We start from the raw sequence: 5,634 nt of genomic DNA on the forward strand, positions 1-5,634 counted from the left end.
ACTTGACTTGGCAGACCGATTTTATCCCAAGTCGCCGCCCATATCAAATACGGTTCGAGGGGCAGGGCGTCTTTTACTTTGGTATGACAGCCGTCGCGGACGAGCAGACCGTCCTGCGCTATCTTTTTCGCATCCAAATACAGTCTCGCACCGGTCAGGTATTGCGTGTTGACATCCATAATTATCGCACCGGACTGCTTTGAATTCACAACTATCTCTCCGGTCACGCCGCCGCCAAACATAATATAATCGCTGAAGCTTGCCGGGTCTCCGAGTTGAATTCCGATGGGGTGTTTCTCCGTGATTGCCTGTTCGCTTCTTAATCTGTTCCAGCTTTTCAACATCCCGTCGCGCTGAATGTGGTTCCAGCTTTCCATAGTGGTGCTGTGTATCAATATCTGCGGCTCGTAAGTCCTGAGTACGCGTTCATTGAAGCTGTGACCGCTGTAATGCTGCATTGCCGTGTCATAATCTGTCTGCGACATTTCTAACACGGCATTGATGTTGTTTGCGGTGCAATATCCTATAAAATCTCCGACTGCCAGCTTCCAATCGCTGTGCACAGACTTGCTCACCTTGATCGCGTATGCGCCGCCGTTATCCGCTCCGACTATTGCCGCGTTGTCTTCATTGTCAGTAAGAGAGAAAATAATCATAGAGCTGTCATGCTCCTGCATTGTAATATTGTCACGCAGCTCGTTGACACGATAAATCATTTGAGATACTTCTTTGCATAGAAAATTATTTAGAGATTTATATGATAATCCAAACCATTGTCTCGGTCAAGCGAGAATTACGGCATTAATAAAAAAAGCAGCGCCTGTTTACATATTGCGCACGGGCGCTGCTGGCACCGCTTGGGGGAATCGAACCCTCAACTAACCCTTAGGAGTGACCTCGAAACTCGGTTGTAGAGTCACTTCCTGTACCCGATAATCCCGTATTTTCAAGGCTTTTTCGTACTTTGAGTGTTAAGCTGTGTTACGGAATTACTGCTAATTTTACCCCGTTTTCGACCGTTTCATTAGATGGGAATTAGCAAGGGGGGGTCGGATTTAGGGAAACGGTTATATTCCCACAAGATGCCTTTATTTAATCGCTTGTACCTCGGTCTGTTACCGAGTTTTATTTATTTTACTCACTTCGCTAAATTGGAATTTGTTGTTCTCTATATAACAATTTTATTTTCTTTCTAATGTATGCCAAACATCTATTTCATCTTTAGAAGGTGCTTCCCACATGGACAATAATTTTCCCATAAGACCTTCATCCAGATAATAATCTGAACCACCTTCGTCATTTAATACCCTACAGTTTCGTTCTTCAATATTTTTATTCCATGTTTGGTCATTAACATCAATGTAATGCCATTCACACTGAACGTTCTGAGAGCGACAAAACTCGGTTAAGCTTCTTCTGTTTTCTAAGCTCCAAAACCCCCAATCTAAAATCACAGTACAACCTATATTTACCAATTCCACCGATTTTTTCTTAAAATAGTTCCAAATTCTTAACGCCATTTCGTCGTGTTTCTCACCCAAATCATTATCAAACAAATCCTTTGTTAATTCATCGCATGATAAAATAACTGCTTTCTCTTTTTCTTTTATTTGATTTGCGTAATAGGTTTTTCCGCAACATATTTTCCCACAGATTGCTATTATCTTTGCCATAAGCATTTCTCCTTGTCTTATATAAATTCAAGTTTATGCAACTAACGGAAGAGCAGGACGATCCGATAAACTGCTGTTCCGATCAGTTTTCAATGTAGTTAACACATAGCTTAATAAGATAGCACGCTTCTCAACGTCACTTTCCTTGGCGTAGTTAACAAAGTTGTGCCAAATAAGGTAGTTGTTCAGATACTTTGTAGATACGCCGTTAAAACTCTTCATAAAGCGTTTGAGTTGGCTATGATAGCTATTTATGTGTTGAATATTATAAATGCCTTTCTTGGCTTTGCCCGTCTTTAACTGCACTAACTCAATACCGTTTGCATTAGAAAAACGTACGTAAGAGTTCATTTTATCGGTTACAAGCGTTGCGGACGGATCTATGCGACCATCATAAATCTCGTGGAGATCCTTGGTCGATACTCTTCCCGTATTAGAAACTTTGGCAATTGACATACCGCTTCTATTTACCGCACAAGGTACGCAAACCTTCTCGCTCGACAAACCACGTACATGCGTTGAATTGCCTCTTTTGTGCGGCTCGCGAGGCATTGTAAACTTCTTGCTCTTTTTATGGTTGCCTTTATAAGATATGGTGAAAAAGGTTTCATCAGCCTCGACAATGCCATCAAGGATTACATCGTTAGCCATGTTTTGAAGGGCATCCAAAATCTTGTGTCGCCAAGCAAATGCTGTATTTCTATGAATACCACATTCTTCTGCAGCTTTGCGAACGGAAAAGCCGTTCAGCATGCAATCAACGTACTTAATCCATACGTTAAGGTCTTTACGTGTTCCAGACACGATGGAATTGGTTGTAATAACAAACGATTTGCCACAATCTTTACAGATATACTTTTGAGTACCGTCTTTTCTTTTGCCGTTGCGAACAACGTGAGTAGCACCACAAACAGGGCAAACGCGACCATTAGCAAACCTTTCTTTTGTAACAAACTCTTCGATACTTATGGATTTTGTAAAAGTTTTGCTAAAAAGGATTGTTTTAAGACGCTCTTGATCGGCGGGGCTTAACTTATCGATTTTATCTAAAATATCTTTAATAGCAGACATTGAAATCAACTCCTATGTTTTTATCTACTATTATTATAGCATATTTTTATGAAAAAATCAACCATTTAGTGTGACATAGCCAATTATTTTATTTTTAGCAATCTCTTTTATATACCACTATTGCCAAACTGTTGGCATTCCTTCCACATAGTGCCAAATATTATCAGCCCCTGTATCGGTTTCACTATAATAATATGTTGTTGCAGAAATTAAAGGTGAGTTATTATATGAATTAATATTAAGTTTACTCCAACTACTTTCAGTTCCAGCATAATAAACTGAAGTTAATTTACTACAAGCATAAAAAGCCGCACTTGAAATTGTTTGTAAAGTACTTGGGAATACTATGTTTTCCAATGCCTCACAACCGCTAAACGCCTCGCTATATATTGATAAATTTGCATTTGTTAAAAACACAATTGTTTTTATCTTTCTACACGATTTAAATGCATTCTGCGCTATAGTGGTTAATTGCGAATCTTTAGTAAATGTCAATTCTTCTAATCCCCAACAATGCCAAAATGCATTTTCACCTATACTAATAACACTTCCTGGAATTTCTATGTTTTTTAACAAATAACAATTATAAAAAGTATCTTTCTCTATGCTGCCTAAATGTGAATTTTCTCCAAATATTACTTCTTCTAATTTCTCACAAATCTTAAATGCAGCTTCCCCCATATTAATAACAGAACTTGGGATTTTTATATTACTTAAAGAGCTACAATTATGTAGTGCATAAGCTTCAATGTTTTCTAATTCGTTTGGTAGCTCAATATTTGTTAATTTACTACACCCGGAAAAAGCATATTCTCCTATGCTAGTTAATTTTGCCTCATCTTCAAACATTACAGTACTTAGCTCTGAACATCCCTGAAACGCTTTTTCACCTATATTAATTACGCTTTTAGATATTTGTATACTTGTTATCCTATTACCACCAGTAAATGGATGAAATGCTTGCTTTCCTATTTGAGTTACAGAGTATAATTTACCATCAATAAAACATACAGATGGAATAATAATATCTGTATCACTGCAAGAACCCAATCCTATACATTCTGCTGTTCCTACAATATCTGATTTGGCAGAAACTTCACTAACACTTGAATATGTTGTTAACACAGCAAATTCAAGCCCTTCGCTAGCATTGCTCCATCTTGTTGGAACATTATTAACATAACGCCAACCTGTATCTAAATAAGTCTCAGAATAATAATAAACTCTTGCATTTATTAATGCATCGTTATATGTGTTAATTGTTGTGCTTGCCCATTCTGAGCTATTACCTGTATAGTAGATAATATTAAGTGAACTTTCGTTAAATGCTGATGTGTTTACAGTTTTAATACTTTTTGTAAAAATTATTGTTTGTAAATTTGTACAATATGCGAATGACCACTCATTTAAAACAGTTAATCCGCTAGATAATTTTACATCTTTTAATGCTGAACAGTAAGCAAAAGCATATGTTCCCATTGTTGTAACTGTATCTGGAATTTCAATGCTAGACATATTGCAATACCAGAACGCATAGTCTCCAATAGTTTCTAAACCTCTTGATAGTGTTACGCTTGAAAGTGATGTACAACCATTGAATGCAGAATATTCGATGCTAATAACTGAAGCAGGAATTGTTACTTCTGTTAAGTTAGAACAATTTCCAAATGCCCATGTTCCAATTGTTTTTAAATTAGTTGGAAGTGTTACACTGCTTAATGCTTTACAATCGTAAAATAATCCGTATGGTATTTCTGTAATACCGCCTAATCTTACTGTTTGTAAGTTGGAACAATTTTGAAATGCTCCTTCTCCAACTGTTTTAACAGTGCTTGGAAGATTTATACTTGTTAAATTTGTACAGTTGTAGAACGCAGCTTTCCCTATTTCTGTAATTCCACTAGACATTGTAACTTTGCTTAAATAAGGACTATATGCAAAAGCATTTTCTCCAATTGCTGTTACACTGCTTGGAATAACAAGTTCACTTATTGTGCTCATTGCAAATGCACCATATCCAATATATTCCAAGTTTGTTAATTCATCTAAATTGATAGATGCACTCATACAAGCAAAAGCGCCTGAATCTATGTACTTAATAGAGTTTGGTAAAGTTATGCTTTTAATTGTTGTATCAACATTGCCTTCAATCTTAACACCTAAGATGTTGGCGTAATTAACTGCACTTCCTACAACACCAACAACTTTTCTTCCTAGTTCATCATATTTTGGAACCACAATTTCAGTGTCTGTACATGTTCCAAGCCCTACTAAGAAACATTCTGTAGCTGTTGTATCATCTTCTTCATCTACAACATATACAAGACCCGTACTTGATTCTTCAACTCCAACATTTCCAACTTCGGCTATTGAAGCTGAACTTACTGCACTAATATACATTAATGTTGCTGTAGAGAATTTTAAACCTTCACTTGCTACCTCAGAAGAATCCATAACTAAATCTTCACCACTAAAAAATACTTGTTCACTATTGTTCTCAATAGAATAATCTGCTTGTGGTTCTGTTAAGTTAGCCATTTGGATTGCACGAATTTCATAGCCAATTGTTACAGTTTTGTTTTCATATTCATTACCGTATGTATCACCATCTAATTTGAAATCAATTGTAACTGCAGATGTATCTTCTTTTGTGTTGTAGGTTTCGGTGCTCCAACCGCTGTCTAGCGTTGTAGTTGTATCGGCAATAGTAACTGTTGCTTTTGCTTTCCAGTAAAAGTCTTCAGTATCAGCTGCTTTACCTACTAACATTGATACTCTTAAAGTATCGTCTGGCATAATGTCACGAGTTACTGTTTCATTATCTGCATTTAAAACAATTGCTGTAGATCCTTCGCCAAGTTCAATTTTAATCTCGCCAAAATTTACTTTA

4 protein-coding genes are annotated in these 5,634 nt (G+C 36.8%); all 4 read right to left on the reverse strand.

Annotated elements, in window-relative coordinates:
* Nucleotides 1-716 (reverse strand): hypothetical protein (locus tag ACJMMI_RS01810; protein ID WP_405352954.1); only part of this gene is annotated, 716 nt, incomplete at its 3' end.
* A 465-nt stretch (nt 717-1,181) separates the two neighbouring features.
* On the reverse strand, nt 1,182-1,673 hold the full coding sequence (locus ACJMMI_RS01815) for an AAA family ATPase (RefSeq protein WP_405352956.1): 492 nt from the start codon (nt 1,671-1,673) through the stop codon (nt 1,182-1,184).
* Between the two features lie 33 nt (nt 1,674-1,706).
* Nucleotides 1,707-2,744, reverse strand: coding sequence for an IS1595 family transposase (locus tag ACJMMI_RS01820; RefSeq protein ID WP_405352957.1), 1,038 nt, complete (start codon nt 2,742-2,744; stop codon nt 1,707-1,709).
* 117 nt (nt 2,745-2,861) lie between these two features.
* Nucleotides 2,862-5,634 (reverse strand): leucine-rich repeat protein (locus ACJMMI_RS01825; protein WP_405352958.1); only part of this gene is annotated, 2,773 nt, incomplete at its 5' end.

The organism is Ruminococcus sp. (assembly GCF_045129435.1).
Lineage (GTDB): Bacteria > Bacillota > Clostridia > Oscillospirales > Acutalibacteraceae > Ruminococcoides.

Coding starts and splice junctions, on each gene's coding strand:
- ACJMMI_RS01815 (WP_405352956.1), bottom strand. CDS start 1,673: ATGGCAAAGATAATAGCAATCTGTGGGAAAATATGTTGCGGAAAAACC.
- ACJMMI_RS01820 (WP_405352957.1), bottom strand. CDS start 2,744: ATGTCTGCTATTAAAGATATTTTAGATAAAATCGATAAGTTAAGCCCC.